Raw genomic sequence first — 16,001 nt, forward strand, 5'->3', positions numbered from 1 at the left:
AGGAGGCAAACCATGAAAATCGCTCTGTTTGCAGCCGCCAGCCTGATCGGCGCGCTGTCCTGCTCCTTCGCGCACGCAACCGACGTCACGGGCGCAGGCAGCACCTTCGCGGCCCCGATCTACACCAAATGGGCCGACGCCTACCAGAAGACGGGCGGCGGCCGTATCAACTATCAGGGCATCGGCTCGTCGGGCGGTATTAAACAGGTGCTCGCCAAGACAGTCGACTTCGCCGGCTCCGACGCACCGCTCAAGGACGACGAACTCGCGAAAGACGGCCTGTTCCAGTTTCCGACCGTGGTCGGCGGCGTGGTGCCCGTCGTCAATTTGCCGGGCCTCAAGCCGGGCGCGCTGGTGCTTTCCGGCCCGGTGCTCGGCGACATCTTTCTCGGCAAGGTCAAGAAGTGGAACGACCCGGCCATCGCCGCGCTCAATCCCCGTGTGAAGCTGCCCGATACCGACATCGCTGTCGTGCGCCGCGCGGACGGCTCGGGCACGAGCTTCATCTGGACGCACTATCTGGCGCAGGTGAACCCGGAGTGGAAGAGCAAGGTCGGCGAAGGCACGACGGTCAACTGGCCGACAGGCACGGGCGGCAAGGGCAACGACGGCGTCGCGGCGTTCGTGCAGCGGCTGCCGGGCGCGATCGGCTACGTCGAATGGGCGTACGCGAAGCAGAACAAGATGACGTACACGTCGCTGAAGAATTCGGCGGGCACCGTCGTCGAGCCGAAGACGGACAGCTTCAAGGCGGCGGCGGCAGGCGCGGACTGGTCGAAGTCGTTCTATCAGATCCTCACCAACGAGCCGGGCAAGGATGCATGGCCCGTCGTCGGTGCGACGTTCGTGCTCGTGCATGCGTCGCAAGACAAGCCGGATCGCGGCAAGGAAACGCTCAAGTTCTTCGACTGGGCGTTCAAGAACGGCACCCAGACCGCGCAGGAACTCGACTACATCCCGCTGCCGGATGGCGTCGTATCGCAAATCCGCACGCAATGGAAGGCAAAGGTCAAAGACGCGTCGGGCAAGCCGATCGCCGATTGATCAGATTAAACGTATAAAAACGGGCCAGTGTGTAAAAGCACGGGCCGTCATTGAACAGTAACGGGGCATCGCGATAATGCGAATCCTGGCCTGAGAGCAATCGGGACGGGCGTGAAGCACGGCGTCGGCCGCGCGTAGCGCCAGCTATCCCGATTGAAGCCAGAGACGCACCCATGACTATTCCCATGCTGACCACACACCGTGGCTATCGTCTGCAAGCCAGCGCCGCAATTCGCGACGACGGCCTGCACGCGGCCGATCTGATCATCGAAAAGCCGGGCCTGCCCGCCCGCATCTTCAACGCACTCGACTACTTCTATGACGGCGAGCAGGCGCTCAGGTACGCGACCGCCTGGGGCCGCATCTGGGTCGACATGAAAGGTTGATCTCGCGTCCCGCTTCCCGGTGCCGCCTGCGCTCGACGCGGAGCGTGCATCGCGCGAAGCGGGCGGCGCGCCCCGAACCTACCCATCAGTTTCAGGCATCCCCCATCCCTCAGCGCGATAACTTCATACGATTAGCAGCGCGAACTGCCGAGTGTATGACTTCGCACACAGTCTATTTTGCGACGCTCGACCATCGCGTTCATGCCCGATAAGATGGCGCGTGACGCAACACGTCTATTTGCTGGCTGATATTGCATCGGGCAAGCGGCCCGATCGCTATGACGAACGAGGCGCGGCAGGACCTGCCTGCATGATGGACGCCTCGCTCCCGTCGCGCGCCGCGCCGCAACGTGCCTGATTTCTTCGAACACAGACGGCTTGCCGGGAAGGGCTGCCCGGCGCATGAGAGGGACGTGGCATGTTGAACAAGTTGATCGACATCGCGAGACACATCCGACGCAGCGAAGGCTTCAAACATTCGATCAGCACGCCGGGCCGCATCACGTTGCACGCGCAACAACGATTGAACCGCGGCTACTTTGCGATCGAGATTCGCGCGCACTCCGGCTTTTTTTCGGTGATGCAGATGGTGCTGTTCATCCTGATGTATTGCGAAGAAAAGCGCCTCACGCCGCTCATTTCCGCGCGCGGCGGAATTTATGGCGATGCCGAAGGCAAGGTCGACTGGTTCTCCGAATACTTCGACACGATTGGCGCGGTGCCGCTGCCCTCGTCGAGCGTGCGGGTGCGCACGTCGGTTGTGAGAGATCTCGGTGGGCTTGGGTTTCGTCGCCGGTATGAGCCGAGGCTCGATCTGCGGCACGGCAGCGCGCTGTTCCGCTCGCACTATCAGCCTGCCGCGCCGATCCGCGACGAAGTGGACGCGATCCGCAAGCGGCTCGGCATCGGCGCGTCGACGCTCGGCGTGCATTTTCGCGGCACCGACAAGAAGGCCGAGGCGCACACGATCGCATGGGAAGCGTTCTGCCGCCTCGTCGAGACAACGCTTGCCGAAGAGCCGCACCTGACAAACATTTTTGTGTCGAGCGACGAGCAGGCGTTCCTCGATTACTTCGTCAAATGGGACTTTCCCGTACCCGTCAGCGTCGCGCCCGCGAAGCTGCTCGCAACGGGCGGCACACCCGTACACTTCAGCGGTCATCCGGGACTGGCGATCGGACGCGAGGCGCTGGTCGCGAGCCTACTGCTCGCGAGCTGCGGGTATCTGGTGAAGACGCCGTCGTATCTGTCCGCCTGGTCGAAAATGTTCAATTTGTCGCTACCGGTTAAACTCGCCGTGCCGCCGCGCGAAGGCGCGTTCTGGTTCCCGGACAGCCAGATCTGGAACGAGCAGCAAGAGCGCCCCGAAATCACGGCAGAAGCAGACATCCGGTAGCAGGACCAGAAAACGGCCTGAACGGCGCGGCGCATGCCGCAACGCAATACGGCCGGGCGCCGCGCGAAATGCGGCCTGGCCCACAACGGCGATAGAAAAGCCGGCTTCCGGCCGCGTTCGCGAGCGGCCGGCGCGTCGGCGCTCGCGTAGAATCATCACAAAAGACCAGCACGGCAATCGGGGAAGGGCGTGAAAATTCACAGCCACTACGACAATCTGAAAGTCTCGCGGGACGCGCCTCAAGAGGTGATCCGCGCGGCCTATAAGACTTTGAGTCAGAAATATCATCCTGACCGGCGGATCGACGATCCCGATGCCGAGCGGGTGATGAAGATCATCAACGCGTCTTATGCGGTTCTGAGCGACCCCGTGCAACGCAAGGAGCACGACGAATGGCTCGCGCGTAAAGAGCGTGAAGCGGCCGAAGCGGCTGCGCCGCAACCGCCGCCGCGTCAGCCGGCGTCGGCGTCCCAGCGGACGAACTGGCAGGCGGCAGCCACGCAGACCCGGCGTGAGGTCCCGCCGCGTTCGCAGACCCGTTCGAGCGCATGGTCATCGCATGCACATGTCGATCCGCGCGCCGCGAAGCGAAAGGCTCGCGCGGCCTCCGGTTTCTCACTGCGCAAGATTTCGCTGCGAAGCTGGACGGTGATCGGTGTCTGCGCATTCTTCGGCTACGTCGCGATTTCGGAATCGACGACGCCGTGGCCGTTCACCCGCAACACGTCCTCGCATGGCGCGCCGTATGGCTCGTCCTATGGCTCGCCATACGGTACGCGCAGTCACGCCGACTCCGATGACGCGACGCCGTCGGATGGCAAACGGCGCGGGCTTGCGGCGATGTCGTCGGCACAGGCAGCGACCTCGCCGTGGACCAGCGACGGGTCCGTCACAAGTGGCGCTTCAGCCTCACATGCGCTGTTCGTGAGGCCCACGCTCGCGCCGAACGGACTGCCGTGGCCGTCGACGGCGTCCTATCTCGACGGCATGCCCGTCGGCGCAGCGGGCGGGCATTCCTCGGTGACGATCGACAACTCCGTCAACCGCTTCGACGTGTTCGGCAAACTCGTCTACAACGCGTCCGTGTTCGACCAGCCGGTGCGCCATTTCTTCGTTCCGGCTGGGCAGACTTTCACGCTGATCGGCGTCGCGCCGGGCGCGTACGACGTCCGCTATCAGAATCTCGACGACGGCGGGCTGTACAAGTCGCAAGGTTTCGAACTCAACGAACAGGCCGCCGGCAACAGCGTCGACGCGACCAACGTGAGCATCACGCTGTACGCGCTGCCGGGCAGCACCGTGCAGCCGATGACCATCGGCCGCGGCGACTTCTAGTCATCGAAGGCTGCCGGCAAGCGCACCGCTTACTGCAGCGTGGCGCCTGCACCCCGCAGGACCACGCTCTGCCGCCCGTCGATGCTCACGGGCACATCGCCATGCACCGTCGCGCGGCGCACGACGCGATGCGCGTCGCCATAGTCGTTGATCGCGTAGTGCTGCGTCGCGCGGTTGTCCCAGATCGCGACGTCGCCTTGCGTCCAGTTCCAGCGCACCGTGTTCTCGAGCCGCGTGACGTGATCGTGGAAGGTCTGCAGCAGATGCGTCGAGTCGCCCGCCGACAGTCCCTTCAGACGTTGCACGAAATGACCTAGCACGAGCGAGCGTTCGCCCGTTTCCGGGTGTACGCGCACGACGGGATGCTCGGTCTCGTAGACCGTCGACGTGAACACTTCGCGGTAGCGCTTGAGCTGCTCGGTGTCGGCGTTCACGTGCGACGACGCGTAGTCGTAGGCGTTCGTGTGCAGCGCCCAGAGCGTGTCGGCCAGACGCTGCAGCGGTTCGGGCAGGTTTTCGTAAGCGGCCGCCGTATTGGCCCAGACCGTGTCGCCGCCATACGGCGGAATCACGACGGCCCGCAGGATCGAAATCTTCGGATACGCATCGACGAACGTGACGTCCGTATGCCATGAGTTCGCGCGTCCGCCATGCTGCGAATTGAGTTCGAGCAGATGATGGCTGCCGTCGACGGACGGCACGGTCGGATGCGCGACGGTCTCGCCGAAGCGCCGCGCGAACGCTTCCTGCTCGGTGTCGTCTAGATGCTGCTGGCCGCGAAAGAACACCACCTTGTGTTTCAGCAGTGCGGCGTGGATCGCATCGAAGGTCTGCGCATCGATCGAGCCGGACAGCCTGACACCTCGAATCTCCGCGCCGATGCGGCCGGCGACGCGGCGCAGATCGAGCGTTTCAGGCGCAGCGTGCGCGGCTTGCGTGACGATCGTGCCTGCGTTCGATGGGGCGAAACCCGCTTGCGTATTCGACATCTGACGTCTCCGTGTAAGTGGGAAACGTTCATTCAAGCAGCGTGCTCGCGCAAAGAGAACTGACATTTCGTGCGAAGGTGTCCAGGCGGATTGCGCTATCGATAGGCGGTTTCGTGCTATGCGAGCGGCACGCAGGCTCGCGGCTGGAATTGGATACAGCGGGATACACCGCTCGACGGCATCGTCAAGGTATCCGTCGAACCCATGCGTGAAGCGCTTTCCCGCCTCGGCACCTGATGCGTCGGCGGGAAAGCGCGGTGGGTTGAGAGAAAGTGACGGGCGTTCAGCCCGGCTGAACCGGCACGAGCTTCAGTTTGCGGCGCAAACTCCGCGTGTCGTGCATGTCGTACGGTTCGGGCATCTGCCACGCCGCGCGCAACAGTTGAATGAACGCCGCTTCGCCTTCGGACAGATGTCCGTCCGCGTGCGCGCCCTCGTTGCACAGCGCCATGACTTCGCGGCGCAGCCGCCAGTCCCTGACGTCCTGCGCGAGACAAAAAATCACGGCAGGGTCGAGGCGGCAGGTGTCGCCCCAGTTCAGATAGGCCGTCGACGTCAGGTCCTCGCACATCTGCTGCATGACGACGAGCAGTTGTCCGCGGTTCATCTTCAGCCGCGCTTCCATCCCGTAACGCTCCAGCGCTTCGAGCTCGTCGACGCCGACGTGTCCGTCCGACAGCAGGCAGGCGGCCACGATGCGGGCCGCAGCCTCGGGACTGTCGCTTCGATAGTGACGCATTTCAGATCTCCTTTGCTTCGATTCGATTGACGGCGCGGTGCATCACGCAATCCAGTCGCGCGGCGCGGGGTTCGAATTCACGTGAAACGGATAGCTGCTGTCGTCGAGCATGCGCTGGCGGCGTTCGAGATCGGCGAGGTCCGTCGACGATGCGAGCCACGCTTCGCGTTCGCTGTCGCGCGAGGACGTGAACAGCGTGCCGAGACGGTGTGCGAGCTGGTTGAACATGATGTGCTCCTTCAGTAGTGCGATAAGGAAACGCGCTGGCGAAAATGGGATTCGCACGGCTGCGTGACTGCGATGCGCGGGCTTTGTGCTGCTTGCCGTTTCGTCGCTTTCCGACCATGACGCTGCATCGACGGGATGAATCGTAGGCGCGGTTAATTAGCGGGAAATGAGTGCGCCAGGCAGGCGATTTACTGTTATGTCACGGTGTGCCATAACGATTTTTTAGCCTGATTCGAAGGCTAATTCTTTGCTCACTATCGGCGCACAGAATGCGATCAACCGATGCATCACTGATACGGCATCGAATGTCCAGGAGAACAACATGAAAGGGATTCGCCACATTGCAGTCGCCGCATTGCTCGGCTTGGGACTGGTGAGCGCCGCGCAGGCACACGTGTTCGTCGGCGTCGGGATTGGAGGCGTCGCGCCCGTCGTCCCCGTCATGCCCGTCGTCTCCGTCGCGCCGTACCCCGTGTATGCACCGCCGCCCGTGTATTACGCGCCGCCTCCTCCGGTGTACGCGCCGCCCGTCGTGGTCGGCTACTGGGGGCATCCGCACTATGCCTATCGCGGCTATTACGGCTACTGGCGCTAGGCAGACGGGGGCGCGCCAGAACGGGCGCTCATTTGTTTCTAATTTTCGATCTCTACGATGAACTTCATCGCAAGGCTCATCGAGCCAATAACCCGGAGGGAAACATCATGAAAACGCTGATTCAGACCGCTGCAGTCGCCGTGTTGCTCGCACTGCCCATCGCCTCGTTTGCGCAAACGACGGCACCCGTCTCGCGCGCCGAAGTCGAGGCGCAACTCACACAACTGGAAAGCGCGGGCTACAACCCGATTGGCGACAAGGCGCACTATCCAGCGAACCTCGAAGCTGCCCAGACGCGTCTCGACGCACAGCACACTGACGGATACGGCGGCGTGGCGGACGGCACCTCACAAGGCGGAGCGGCCTTCCATCCTCAGTACGATGTCGGGATGAAGTCGATTTACGTCGGACATTGAAGGGCCGTTGAAGCACCGCCGAACCCGGCGAACAACCCGATACGAAACCGCGGGCGCGCAGAAAATTCTGCGCGCCCGCATCATTGTCTTTGCAACCAGAAGAGTGTGTGGCGCGGTGTAGAATCGGCTCGCGGAAAGGGGCCGCCGCTACCGGCTACAAGGGTCGCGGCACGTCAGCCCTGGCGTTCAATCCCGTTTGCACAACTCTCACCGGACGGCACGCATCAGACCATGTCCATGCCCAAGATCCGCTCCCTCAGAAATCAACTCGTGCTCGCCCTATGTGTGCTGGTGAGCGTCGTCGGCGTGGTGCAGGGCATCAGCTCATGGCAGCTTGCCAAAGCCGGCATGAGCGCGCTGCTCGATCTGCGTCTCGAACAGGTGGCCACGCGCCTGTATCACAGCGGCCTCGCCGATGCGCTGCCCACCACGCCCGCACGCGGCTCGCAGCCGGAGCGCGATGTCTATCTCACGGTCTGGAAGGACGGCATCGATACGCCTTACCGCTCGACCGACCCCTCGCTCCCGCTGCCGCGCGAGGCTGAGCCGGGCTTCACGAATGCGATGGTGAACGGCGAGAACTGGCGCATCTACACGCTGCGCGAGCCGTCGATGGTCGTCCAGGTCGCACAGCGTTCGCGCGTGCGCCAGGACCTCGCGGAAGCGCGCTCGCTGAATACGCTGTGGCCGATGATCGTGCTCGTGCCGCTGGTGTGGATCGCCGTGCTGCTCGTCGTGCGGCGCGCGCTGAGGCGTCTGACGCGGCTCGGCAGACAGGTACAGGCCATCGACATGGCGCATTTCGAGCAATTGTCGACCTCGGGCGTGCCGACCGAGATACGCCCGTTCATCCTGTCGATCAACACGATGATCGAGCGGCTCGAACGGTCCATCGAGAGCGAGCGGAAGTTCATCGCCGACGCCGCACATGAGCTGCGCACGCCGCTCACCGCGCTGCAGTTGCAGGCGGACAACCTGCAGCCGCACATCGCGCCCGGCAACCAGGAGCGCTTCCGCGAACTGCAAAGCGGCATCCGGCGCAGCGGCCGGATGATCGCGCAGCTGCTGCGGCTCGCGCGCGCCGATGCGCCCATGAAGGCGGACACGCTGACGCGCGTCGACGTGTCGGAGGTGGTCGTCGACGCTGTGGCCGAAGTCCTGCCGATCGCGATGCAGCGCGGCATCGACATCGGCGCCGACGAGATGACGAGCGCTTTTGTGCGTGCGAACGACGCCGATATCGGCATTGCGCTGCGCAACCTGGTGAGCAACGCGATCCGCTACACGCCCGATGGCGGCAAGGTCGATCTGAGCATCCAGGTGCGCGACGGGAAGGTGTGGATCGAAGTGGTCGATAACGGGCCGGGCATCGACGAGGCGCTGCTGCCGCGCGTGTTCGACCGGTTTTTCCGGGCCAATGTGCAGATCGAGGGCAGCGGGCTGGGTTTGTCGATCGTGCAGGCTATCGTGAACCGGTACGGCGGCGAGGCGAGCCTGCGCAACCGTACGGATGGGCAATCGGGGATCGTCGCGTCGATCGGTTTTCCGTCGGTGCCGTAAGCGATGCCAGGAGCGCGGTGTCGCTCATTCGTTGCTAATTCTCCGTGCCTAAGATGGGAACTGTTGGAGCAGGCCCCTCTGGTTCTGGCACGGCGATCGGTGCAAGCCAGAATCCTTCGGCCGACTGCGTAGGCAGTCGGCCTTTTTTTGTCGTCGATACCGAACGGTTTAGCCTGTGCAGGCTCGGTTATCATGCGATCTGGCTGGTGCGCGGGAGTGGGGCGCGCCGGCGGCCACGGCCCGGAATCGCAAACCGCCGCCCGCGCGCAGTGCGCAGTGCGCCACGCGGCTGATCGGTCCTTGCGCTGCGGCCAACGACAACGCTTCGTTTGCTGTGGACACGACATCATGCGAGTGCTACTGGTTGAAGACGATCTGCAGATTGGCCAAAGTCTGATGCGCGCGCTGCAGGACGCTGACTACAGCGTCGACTGGGTGCGCGACGGCAATGCGGGCAGCGCGGCCATCGCTGCCGCCGAATATACCGTCGTCCTGCTCGATCTCGGCTTGCCGGGCATGGGCGGCATCGAATTGCTGAGGTCGGCCCGCGCGGCGGGCAATACCGTGCCCGTGCTGATCCTCACGGCGCGCGACGATCTCGAAGCGCGCGTGCAGGGCCTCGACGTCGGCGCCGACGACTACGTGCTCAAACCCTTCGACGTCCCCGAGCTGATGGCGCGCATGCGCGCCGTGTTGCGGCGCAAGGCAGGCTATGCATCGTCGCGTCTCGGCGACGACGCGCTGAACCTCGATCTCGACAAGCGCACGCTGTGCTGCAATGGGGTGTCGTCGGTTTTGTCGGCGCGCGAGTTCGCGCTGATGCTCGCGTTTCTCGAACGGCCCGGCACGATCCTGTCGCGCGACCAGCTGGAGGACAAGCTGTACGGCTGGGGCAAGGAAGTCGAGAGCAATGCCGTCGACGTGCTCATTCACTCGGTGCGCAAGAAGTTCGGACAGTCGGTAATCCGCAATGTACGCGGGCTCGGCTGGACCGTCATGCTCGGCGAAGCGCCTAAAACCTGAGCGCCGCGCGTCCTCATTCTCCCCTCACTCTGCATCGACACAATCTCCTCACCGCACAGCAATCACGCTGAAACGCGCGGCGAGGAGAGAGCGATGAAGAGCATTCCAGAAGTCAAGGTAGTTGTCGAGCGCAACGATGCGTTCAACCACACACCGGCCGCATTCGATATGTACGATCCCAGCACCCGCACGCGGATCGCCGTGCATATCGACTGCATGCCGCAAGGCGCCGCGTGTGCGAACCTGCGTGCGCCCGTCTATGCCGCGCGCGCTTACCGCATGCAGCCTTCGCGGTGCCGCATCGGCGCGCGCGTGCGCTATCCGCGTTGCGCCGGCTGGGGCGACGGTTTTGGTTCGACGCAACGCTGAGGCGCGGCCATGTCGAACCATCCGGCTATCGAAGGCCTCACGGATCGTATGGCCGCGAGCTGGCAGGCGCGTGCCGTTCTGATGGCCATGCCGCTGCTCGTCGGGCAGCGGGCTCGGGCGCGTTGCGCGGCCGCGCCCGATGTCGCGCAGATGCGCGCGCGCTCGCACCGGCTCTCGTTGCCGGGCGCGTGGCTCGCGGCGCTCATCAACCCGCGTTCGCGCAGGGTGCGCGATGAGGGTGTCGACGGGCTCTGGACTTTACCGTCGACCCGACCCGGACCCATCGCGAACGCGATTTTGTACCTGCACGGCGGCGGCTATTACTTTGGATCGTCGGCGACCCATCGCGCGGTGACGACGGCGCTCGCCGCGCATAGCGGCGCGCCCGTGTTCGCGCCCGACTACCGGCTCGCGCCCGAGCATCCGTTTCCCGCCGCGCTCGAGGATGCGTTGCACGCGTACCGCACGCTGATCGCGCGCGGCATCGCGGCGAATTCGATCGTCGTCGCGGGCGACTCGGCGGGCGGCGGGCTGGCGCTCGCGTTGCTGGTCGCGCTGCGCGACGCGGGCGAGGCATTGCCGGCAGGCGCCGTGCTGTTCTCGCCGTGGGCCGATCTGACGACGACATGGCGCGCGGCGCGCGGCACAGGGCCAACGACACGCGTCGCAATGCAGCTTGCCGCGCAGATGTACATCGGCGACGCGAGCGCGTGGGACCCGTATGTGTCGCCGTCGCGCGGTGAACTGCACGATCTGCCGCCCATCCATCTGCAGATCAGCGACACGGAAGCGATGCACGAGGATGCGCTCGCGCTCGCCGCGCGGCTCAATCGCGTGGGCGTGACGGTGCAGGTCGCGCAATGGCATGCGATGCCGCATGCGCTGCCGTGTTTCGCGCCATTCCTGCCCGAGGCGAATCAGGCGCTACGGCAGGCGGCGATGTTCGTCAGGCGCTGCTACGCGACGCGCAAGCGCGAGGCTGCGGCTGCCGCTGCCGCTGCCGCCATTGCGTGAGAACGGGATGGCAAAAGACAAAAAAACGGACGGCATGAGCCGTCCGCGTCAATGGCCAATCCTGAACACTGGCCTCTGGAAAAGCCTCAGCGAAACTCAGGCGCGCGCCGGTTCGACGGGTGCGTGGACGGTGTCGTTGATCGGGAAATGCAGTAGCGCGGCGAACAGTCCCGCCAATGCCGTCGCGGCCCAGATCAACGTGTACGAGCCCGTCGCGTCGAACACGTAGCCGCCGAGCCACGCGCCGAGGAACGAACCCAGCTGGTGGCTGAGAAACACGACGCCGAACAGCGTGCCGAGATGCCGCGTGCCGAAAACCTTGGCGATCAGGCCGCTGGTGAGCGGCACGGTGCCGAGCCATGTCAGGCCCATCACGGCGGCGAACAGCACGACGGAAACCGTCGACTTCGGCAGCAGGAAGAACGCCGCAATCGTCGCCCCGCGAATCAGATACAGCCAGCCGAGCACATGCTGCTGACGGAAGCGCCCGCCAAGCCAGCCGCACGCCCAGCTGCCCGCCATGTTGAACAGGCCGATCAGTGCGAGCGCGGTGGCGCCGAGTCCCATTGGCATGTGGCACAAGGTCAGATAGCCGGGCAGGTGCGTGGCGATGAACGCAAGCTGGAAGCCGCAGGTGAAGAAGCCGAGCGTCAGCAGCCGGTAGCCGCGATGGCGCATGGCGTGTGCGAGCGTTTCACGCAGCGGCGGGACAGTGGCCGCTGCGGTTGATGCAGCCACATGCGGCGCGCCGACTTCCCTGCGACGATCAAGCAAAATGCCGAAGGGCGCGGCGACCAGCATCAGGAAGGCGAGCGCGTAGAGCGACGTCGATATGCCCGACGTTTCGCGCACCAGTTGCGCGAACGGCACCATCAGCACCTGTCCCAGCGAGCCGCCCGCGCTCGCGATGCCCATCGCCATACTGCGCTGCTCGGGCATCGCGGCGCGCCCGACGGCCGTCAGCACGACGCCGAACGTCGTACAGCTCACGCCGATGCCGACCAGCAGCCCAAGCCCTGCAATCAGCGCGATAGCGGACGGCGAACCGGCCGCGAGCGCTAGGCCCGCAGCGAAGGTGGTGGCGCCGAACGCGACGACGGGCGCGGCGCCGTAGCGGTCGGCGGCGGCGCCTGCGAACGGCTGCGCGAAGCCCCACACGAGATTGTGCAGCGCGATCGCAAAGGCCACGAGCGTGACGGGCAGGCCGCGATCGTACGAAAACGGCCCGATGAAGAGACCGAAGGTCTGCCGGATGCCCATGGCCGCGCTGATGATCAGCGCGGCGGCGACGATCACGTAAACGGTCGGGTTTTTAAGGGGTGCTGCGTAAGCGGGTTTGGCTGTCGACATGTTTCGTTTCCTCCTGGCGGCATCCTCGCAGCAGCCAGCAGGCGCGACAAACGAAAAGTTTTCGGCGACAGATGAAGAAAATTCACTCGCAGGGGGAACGGGTCGCTAGTGGGTTGCTAGCGGGTTGCCGTCGTTAAGTGCGTGGCTTCGCCCGTTGAAGCAGCGTCATCGAACGCGTGCGCTTCGTGAAGCAGCCAGCGCTTGAATGCCTGCAGATCGGGCCGCGAGTCCGTGCCTTCCGCGCTGACCAGCCAGTACGCCGTCTTCGCATCGACGGTCGGCGTGCTGGCTTCGACGAGCGTCCCGGCGTCCAGCTCGCGGTTCACCAGGGGCCGTCTGCCGATCGCGACGCCCATGCCCGTCGTGGCCGCTTCGAGCGCCAGCTGGATCGTGTCGAAACGCACGCCGCCCGACGCGTCGATATCGTGGACACCCGCGCCGTCCAGCCACGCCTGCCAGTCTTCGCTCGCGGTATCGACATGAATCAGCGTCGCGCGGCGCAAGTCGACGTTGCCCTGTGCGTCGCGTCGCTCGTCGCGATACGCGGGGCTGCAAACGGGCACGAGCCGCTCGCCGAACAGCCGGCTCCAGTCGCTGCCTGGCACGGGACCACGGCTCAGACGGATGCCGAAGTCGAAGCCGTCGACGGGAAAGCCCACCTGGCGGCGCGAGGTATCAACGGAAACGTCGATGTTCGGCCATTGCGCGCGAAACTCGAACAGGCGCGGCACGAGCCAGCGCATCGCGAGCGTCGGCGCGCAACTCACCGTCACCGTTCGATGCGTGCGGTTGTCGGGCAGCCGCTGCGTGCCGAGCGCGATCAGCGAGAACGCCTCGGCGATGTAGGGGAAATACTGCTCGCCCGCTGGTGTTAGCGACAGCTTGCGCGGCTCGCGCACGAACAGCGCGACCCCAAGCGATTCTTCGAGCGCGACGATGCCGTGGCTGACGGCGCTCGGCGTCACGTTCAGTTCGGCGGCGGCGAGCTTGAAGCTGCCGTGCCGCGCCGCTGCCTCGAAGAATCGCAGCGAGTTCAGCGGGGGCAGGCGAAGCGGCATGGCGCAACCTTTGGGCGTCGTGGGTGAGGGGAAGTGGTTTCGCGTGAGGCAATCGGCGCAGCCTGCATGGCGCGGCTAGAGGCTAGCGGCGCACCATGCGTGCGGTGCGTGCCGCAAGCCGCGAGTGGTTGCGCGAAGGCATGCCGCGCCGTTCGCACGCGCTCAAGGGCAGCACGAGCAGCCGCGATGCCGCATGCCATATCCGCCTTCACTTTCGGATGCGCCGCCCGACGAACCGCCCGACGCGCCGCCGAGCAATGCAGGCGCGCCGACCCGCACGCGTTCCGCGGACGTGCCGCAGCGAGGACAACTGGCCGGTTCGTCGCGTTCGGCGATGCGCCGCGCTGCTTCAAACGTGCCGCATTCGGCGCACTCATAGTCGTACACAGGCATGACTTGTTCCGTTGATGTCAGGACCACGCGCCCGATGCGCGCGATCCGTTTCAGCGCTTGCGCCGGCTGCTGCGCGTACGCTCATGAAACCCATCGGGCTTCGTGCGTACCCAGTTCACGAAAGCTCTGACTTGTTCGTTTTCGAGCAGCCGATCGACCGATGCGTAGGTTGTCGCCAGCTCGCGCTCCGAAAAGAGCGCATGCAACTGCCGATGGCAGATCCGATGCAGCGCGACCGTTTCGCGGCCGCCTTCGGCCTTCGGAACCAGATGATGCTCGTCGCGCTGATCGGCTGGAATCGCGCGGCCACACAACGGACACGCTTCTTCCGCCGGCGGCCGATACCAGGATTCCACTTCACGCTTTGCCATCGATACCCCTGCGGATTCCATCATCCTACCAACTTTCGCGGTGGGAACTGGCACCGTGCGTACGTGCAAGCCGCGATGCTATGCTGGCCTCTCTTCGTCAAAGGAAGGCAAGGGCATGACGATGGTCGATACGCATGCGGAGCCGGGCGCCGGCGTGGGCTCGCGCCCCGATCCCGCTTTGAGCGGGCGCGCCGAATACCGGCCGCCCGTCAACGAGGACGAGTTGCTGTTGAAGTGGATCCGCCGCGCGCGCGAGTCGCAGAAAAGCCACTACGACATGGCCGATCTGCTTGCCGCGCGCAACCGGATGTTCGGCATCGGCGTGACGGTCGTGTCGGCCGTGGTCGGGACGACGGTGTTTCTGTCGCTGGTGGCGTCAGCGGACTCGCGATGGGTGCGGCTCGTCGTCGGGCTGGTGAGCATTGCGGCGGCCGTGTCGGCGGCGTTGCAGACCTTTCTGCGCTACGCGGAGCGTGCCGAACAGCATCGTTCGGCGGGCGCGCGCTATGGCGCCGTGCGGCGCAGGCTGGAAGCGATCTACGCAGGCGACACCGGCGCGCGCGACGGCCGCTACGTGAGTGAAGTGCGCGAGATCCTCGACCGGCTTGCGGAAGACTCGCCGAGCGTGCCGCCGCGCGTGTTCCGGCGCACGCAGGAAACCTTGCGCGTCGCGGCGTTGCAAGGCCGCGACGAAGTCCGCTGGGAATGAACGGGCAAGGTGATTGAGGCGAGCGTCACGCCCGCAGCCGCGCGCTGGATGCGTCGCCACGCGCAGCGGGATGCTGCATCAGGGAAGGGATTTCTGCCGGCTCGGCGGCGCTGCTGAACAGCCGGCACACTTCGCTTGCACTGCCGCACGCGTGCAGACGCTCGCGAAAATGCTGGTCGCAAAAGCGCTGCGCGACATCCGCGAGCAGATTCAGATGCATCGTGTTCGCGCCTTCGGGCACCAGCAGCGCGATTACGTCGCTGACGGGCTTTGCGTCCGGCGCGTCGAAGTCGAGTGGCACGCGCGGGCGCACATACAACACGACCGCCGTCAGCAAGCCCGCGATCTGGCTATGCGGCACGGCGACGCCTTGTCCAAGCCCCGTCGAGCCGAGCGCTTCACGCGTGTTCAATCCGTCGATCACCTGGCCGGCGGGCACGCCATAGTGCGTTTCGCAAAACACGCCGATCTGCGCGAACAGCGCTGCGCGATCGGCGGCGTCCGTGTCGAGCAGCACGTTGCTGGGGCTCAGCAGACGGTCGAGCGTGTCGGCGTCGTCGTCGCTGTTTTTGACGGGCGGCTTCGCGGGGCGCAACGCGCTCGCTGCCTGTGCCCACGAGGTTGCGCGCAGCAGATCGCGCCAGCCGTCCGTCGGCGTGTCGGGAATCTCGAACAGGTGGCCGAACTGCGCGGCAGGCGCAATGCGCGTCACCTGCCGGATCGCGCCGTTCACCGCGTCTTTCGGCAGATAGAGCGAGAGTTGCACGCGCTCGGTATGCGGCAGCGTTGCGATGCGGATGGTCCACGGTTGGCCCGCGCAATCGCGGGTCAGCGCACGGCGCAGCGGTGTAACGTGTTGCGCGTCGAGCGTTACGCGCATCATCACGCTGCGACCGGACGCGCGGCGCCGCGCAGTATCGTCGTGATGGTGGTGAACGCCGAAAATGGCGCGCAGAATGGCTCGGGTCTTCGTCATGCCCTTTTCTCCAGACTGACAACGAAGCTAGCGTAGCGCGATTCGCATTA

19 protein-coding genes are annotated in these 16,001 nt (G+C 65.1%); 11 read left to right on the top strand and 8 right to left on the bottom strand.

The genetic code is table 11. The features are described from left to right. Positions 1 to 12 precede the first annotated feature (12 nt). The 4 genes from pstS (at position 13) to C2L65_RS21980 (ending at position 4,161) form a co-directional block, all read left to right on the top strand. Positions 13 to 1,044, top strand: a complete 1,032-nt coding sequence (pstS, locus tag C2L65_RS21965; RefSeq protein ID WP_042309279.1) for a phosphate ABC transporter substrate-binding protein PstS — start codon at positions 13 to 15, stop codon at positions 1,042 to 1,044. A 173-nt stretch (positions 1,045 to 1,217) separates the two neighbouring features. Next, positions 1,218 to 1,430, top strand: coding sequence for a hypothetical protein (locus tag C2L65_RS21970; protein WP_007743864.1), 213 nt, complete (start codon positions 1,218 to 1,220; stop codon positions 1,428 to 1,430). Positions 1,431 to 1,848: 418 nt separating this feature from the next. After that, positions 1,849 to 2,826 (top strand): O-fucosyltransferase family protein, encoded by a 978-nt coding sequence (locus C2L65_RS21975; protein WP_042309282.1) that lies wholly within the window; start codon positions 1,849 to 1,851, stop codon positions 2,824 to 2,826. 189 nt (positions 2,827 to 3,015) lie between these two features. Next, positions 3,016 to 4,161 (top strand): J domain-containing protein, encoded by a 1,146-nt coding sequence (locus C2L65_RS21980; protein WP_042309284.1) that lies wholly within the window; start codon positions 3,016 to 3,018, stop codon positions 4,159 to 4,161. Between the two features lie 29 nt (positions 4,162 to 4,190). Here C2L65_RS21980 and C2L65_RS21985 read toward each other — a convergent pair whose 3' ends face one another. The 3 genes from C2L65_RS21985 to C2L65_RS21995 form a co-directional block, all read right to left on the bottom strand. Beyond that, positions 4,191 to 5,150 carry a TauD/TfdA dioxygenase family protein gene (locus C2L65_RS21985; protein WP_042309286.1) on the bottom strand — a complete coding sequence of 320 codons (960 nt, stop codon included), beginning with the start codon at positions 5,148 to 5,150 and terminating at the stop codon, positions 4,191 to 4,193. A gap of 283 nt (positions 5,151 to 5,433) precedes the next feature. Continuing rightward, the gene (locus C2L65_RS21990) at positions 5,434 to 5,889 is read right to left on the bottom strand and encodes a tellurite resistance TerB family protein (RefSeq protein WP_042309288.1); all 456 of its coding nucleotides are present in this window, start codon (positions 5,887 to 5,889) and stop codon (positions 5,434 to 5,436) included. A 42-nt stretch (positions 5,890 to 5,931) separates the two neighbouring features. Further along, on the bottom strand, positions 5,932 to 6,117 hold the full coding sequence (locus C2L65_RS21995; RefSeq protein WP_042309290.1) for a DUF3563 family protein: 186 nt from the start codon (positions 6,115 to 6,117) through the stop codon (positions 5,932 to 5,934). Positions 6,118 to 6,439: 322 nt separating this feature from the next. Here C2L65_RS21995 and C2L65_RS22000 point away from each other — a divergent pair, with 322 nt between their 5' ends. The 6 genes from C2L65_RS22000 to C2L65_RS22025 all read left to right on the top strand — a co-directional run bounded on the left by C2L65_RS22000 (position 6,440) and on the right by C2L65_RS22025 (position 11,094). Then, positions 6,440 to 6,712, top strand: a complete 273-nt coding sequence (locus C2L65_RS22000) for a hypothetical protein (RefSeq protein ID WP_042309334.1) — start codon at positions 6,440 to 6,442, stop codon at positions 6,710 to 6,712. A 107-nt stretch (positions 6,713 to 6,819) separates the two neighbouring features. Next, complete coding sequence (locus C2L65_RS22005) at positions 6,820 to 7,128, top strand: DUF4148 domain-containing protein (protein WP_042309291.1); 309 nt, start codon at positions 6,820 to 6,822, stop codon at positions 7,126 to 7,128. Between the two features lie 231 nt (positions 7,129 to 7,359). Beyond that, positions 7,360 to 8,688, top strand: a complete 1,329-nt coding sequence (locus tag C2L65_RS22010; RefSeq protein ID WP_042309293.1) for a sensor histidine kinase — start codon at positions 7,360 to 7,362, stop codon at positions 8,686 to 8,688. A 348-nt stretch (positions 8,689 to 9,036) separates the two neighbouring features. Continuing rightward, a complete protein-coding gene (locus C2L65_RS22015; protein WP_007589771.1) occupies positions 9,037 to 9,711 on the top strand; it encodes a response regulator transcription factor in 675 nt (224 codons plus the stop codon). A gap of 93 nt (positions 9,712 to 9,804) precedes the next feature. Then, entirely contained in the window at positions 9,805 to 10,080 is a 276-nt protein-coding gene (locus C2L65_RS22020; RefSeq protein ID WP_042309295.1) for a hypothetical protein, read from the top strand. A 9-nt stretch (positions 10,081 to 10,089) separates the two neighbouring features. Then, positions 10,090 to 11,094: an alpha/beta hydrolase gene (locus C2L65_RS22025; protein WP_042309297.1), complete on the top strand. Its 1,005-nt coding sequence runs from the start codon at positions 10,090 to 10,092 to the stop codon at positions 11,092 to 11,094. Between the two features lie 96 nt (positions 11,095 to 11,190). Here C2L65_RS22025 and C2L65_RS22030 read toward each other — a convergent pair whose 3' ends face one another. The 4 genes from C2L65_RS22030 to C2L65_RS22045 form a co-directional block, all read right to left on the bottom strand. Next, positions 11,191 to 12,444 carry an MFS transporter gene (locus C2L65_RS22030; protein ID WP_042309299.1) on the bottom strand — a complete coding sequence of 418 codons (1,254 nt, stop codon included), beginning with the start codon at positions 12,442 to 12,444 and terminating at the stop codon, positions 11,191 to 11,193. A gap of 116 nt (positions 12,445 to 12,560) precedes the next feature. Next, the gene (gcvA, locus tag C2L65_RS22035; protein WP_042309301.1) at positions 12,561 to 13,502 is read right to left on the bottom strand and encodes a transcriptional regulator GcvA; all 942 of its coding nucleotides are present in this window, start codon (positions 13,500 to 13,502) and stop codon (positions 12,561 to 12,563) included. A gap of 162 nt (positions 13,503 to 13,664) precedes the next feature. Further along, entirely contained in the window at positions 13,665 to 13,895 is a 231-nt protein-coding gene (locus C2L65_RS22040) for an FmdB family zinc ribbon protein (RefSeq protein ID WP_042309303.1), read from the bottom strand. Positions 13,896 to 13,945: 50 nt separating this feature from the next. After that, the gene (locus C2L65_RS22045) at positions 13,946 to 14,266 is read right to left on the bottom strand and encodes an HNH endonuclease (protein WP_042309305.1); all 321 of its coding nucleotides are present in this window, start codon (positions 14,264 to 14,266) and stop codon (positions 13,946 to 13,948) included. Between the two features lie 115 nt (positions 14,267 to 14,381). On the opposite strand from C2L65_RS22045, the gene C2L65_RS22050 reads away from it, so the two are divergent. After that, on the top strand, positions 14,382 to 14,975 hold the full coding sequence (locus tag C2L65_RS22050) for an SLATT domain-containing protein (protein ID WP_042309307.1): 594 nt from the start codon (positions 14,382 to 14,384) through the stop codon (positions 14,973 to 14,975). Positions 14,976 to 15,000: 25 nt separating this feature from the next. On the opposite strand, the gene C2L65_RS22055 is transcribed toward C2L65_RS22050, so the two are convergent. Continuing rightward, on the bottom strand, positions 15,001 to 15,951 hold the full coding sequence (locus tag C2L65_RS22055) for a PTS sugar transporter subunit IIA (RefSeq protein ID WP_042309309.1): 951 nt from the start codon (positions 15,949 to 15,951) through the stop codon (positions 15,001 to 15,003). Between the last annotated feature and the right edge of the window lie 50 nt (positions 15,952 to 16,001).

Source organism: Paraburkholderia terrae, assembly GCF_002902925.1.
GTDB classification, from domain to species: Bacteria; Pseudomonadota; Gammaproteobacteria; order Burkholderiales; family Burkholderiaceae; genus Paraburkholderia; species Paraburkholderia terrae.

What these genes read in the sequence shown, in the direction of transcription:
- pstS (WP_042309279.1), top strand. Translation starts at nt 13, where the DNA reads ATGAAAATCGCTCTGTTTGCAGCCGCCAGCCTGATCGGCGCGCTGTCC.
- C2L65_RS21970 (WP_007743864.1), top strand. Translation starts at nt 1,218, where the DNA reads ATGACTATTCCCATGCTGACCACACACCGTGGCTATCGTCTGCAAGCC.
- C2L65_RS21975 (WP_042309282.1), top strand. Translation starts at nt 1,849, where the DNA reads ATGTTGAACAAGTTGATCGACATCGCGAGACACATCCGACGCAGCGAA.
- C2L65_RS21985 (WP_042309286.1), bottom strand. Translation starts at nt 5,150, where the DNA reads ATGTCGAATACGCAAGCGGGTTTCGCCCCATCGAACGCAGGCACGATC.
- C2L65_RS21990 (WP_042309288.1), bottom strand. Translation starts at nt 5,889, where the DNA reads ATGCGTCACTATCGAAGCGACAGTCCCGAGGCTGCGGCCCGCATCGTG.
- C2L65_RS21995 (WP_042309290.1), bottom strand. Translation starts at nt 6,117, where the DNA reads ATGTTCAACCAGCTCGCACACCGTCTCGGCACGCTGTTCACGTCCTCG.
- C2L65_RS22000 (WP_042309334.1), top strand. Translation starts at nt 6,440, where the DNA reads ATGAAAGGGATTCGCCACATTGCAGTCGCCGCATTGCTCGGCTTGGGA.
- C2L65_RS22005 (WP_042309291.1), top strand. Translation starts at nt 6,820, where the DNA reads ATGAAAACGCTGATTCAGACCGCTGCAGTCGCCGTGTTGCTCGCACTG.
- C2L65_RS22010 (WP_042309293.1), top strand. Translation starts at nt 7,360, where the DNA reads ATGTCCATGCCCAAGATCCGCTCCCTCAGAAATCAACTCGTGCTCGCC.
- C2L65_RS22015 (WP_007589771.1), top strand. Translation starts at nt 9,037, where the DNA reads ATGCGAGTGCTACTGGTTGAAGACGATCTGCAGATTGGCCAAAGTCTG.
- C2L65_RS22020 (WP_042309295.1), top strand. Translation starts at nt 9,805, where the DNA reads ATGAAGAGCATTCCAGAAGTCAAGGTAGTTGTCGAGCGCAACGATGCG.
- C2L65_RS22025 (WP_042309297.1), top strand. Translation starts at nt 10,090, where the DNA reads ATGTCGAACCATCCGGCTATCGAAGGCCTCACGGATCGTATGGCCGCG.
- C2L65_RS22030 (WP_042309299.1), bottom strand. Translation starts at nt 12,444, where the DNA reads ATGTCGACAGCCAAACCCGCTTACGCAGCACCCCTTAAAAACCCGACC.
- gcvA (WP_042309301.1), bottom strand. Translation starts at nt 13,502, where the DNA reads ATGCCGCTTCGCCTGCCCCCGCTGAACTCGCTGCGATTCTTCGAGGCA.
- C2L65_RS22040 (WP_042309303.1), bottom strand. Translation starts at nt 13,895, where the DNA reads ATGCCTGTGTACGACTATGAGTGCGCCGAATGCGGCACGTTTGAAGCA.
- C2L65_RS22045 (WP_042309305.1), bottom strand. Translation starts at nt 14,266, where the DNA reads ATGGCAAAGCGTGAAGTGGAATCCTGGTATCGGCCGCCGGCGGAAGAA.
- C2L65_RS22050 (WP_042309307.1), top strand. Translation starts at nt 14,382, where the DNA reads ATGACGATGGTCGATACGCATGCGGAGCCGGGCGCCGGCGTGGGCTCG.
- C2L65_RS22055 (WP_042309309.1), bottom strand. Translation starts at nt 15,951, where the DNA reads ATGACGAAGACCCGAGCCATTCTGCGCGCCATTTTCGGCGTTCACCAC.